At 39.6% G+C, this 627-nt stretch carries 1 pseudogene; it reads left to right on the top strand.

Annotated features, from left to right (window positions below):
• Positions 1-135 precede the first annotated feature (135 nt).
• Positions 136-627 (top strand): annotated as a pseudogene (locus ACMZ6U_RS10655) (IS982 family transposase); the annotation flags it as partial.

Raw genomic sequence — 627 nt, 5'->3', positions numbered from 1 at the left:
ACTCGTGGTGCTAGTTGATTTTCAACAACAATAAAAAGCCCAAAAGGACTATACTGTAAGTGATAAAACAAACAGGAGGTAGTCCTAAGGAGCCACTTACAGTATACCGCTAAATCCCATCATTTACAATGGAATATCAAACAATTATCTCAAATCGGTTCCCAATTTTATCGTACCTACTGCCCCGATTCGTTGAAACATCGTCGTAATATCGGTTTAGCCAAAGTTTCAGATGAATCCCTTCTTGTGTTATTACTACTTCAAGCTGAGTTAGGGATAACATCACAACGCCGTTTTCACAGGATTTGTCACCTTTTCTTTGGTCATAACTTACTACTAGAAAGAAGTCGCTTTAATAGACGAACAAAACAATTGATTTGGTTGCTTCAACTCATTCGACAAGACTTGAGTGTGGCAATCTCGCCAAATACTATTGTGATTATGGACAGTTTTCCATTACCGCTTTGCCAGCCTATTCGCAATCATAGCGCCAAGATTTTCAATGATGTCGCTGATATTGGGTATAATGCCGCTAAAACCTTTGGTTCTATGGTTTTAAAGTCCATATGCTGGTCACTTTGTCGGGGGTTATTCTCAACTATGTTGTGACACCAGCCTCTGTTCACG

It is taken from the genome of Streptococcus pluranimalium (assembly GCF_047785745.1).
Taxonomy (GTDB): Bacteria; Bacillota; Bacilli; order Lactobacillales; family Streptococcaceae; genus Streptococcus; species Streptococcus pluranimalium_B.
Note: the sequence above shows the minus strand (reverse complement) of the source record. Positions and strands in the feature narration are given on the sequence as shown.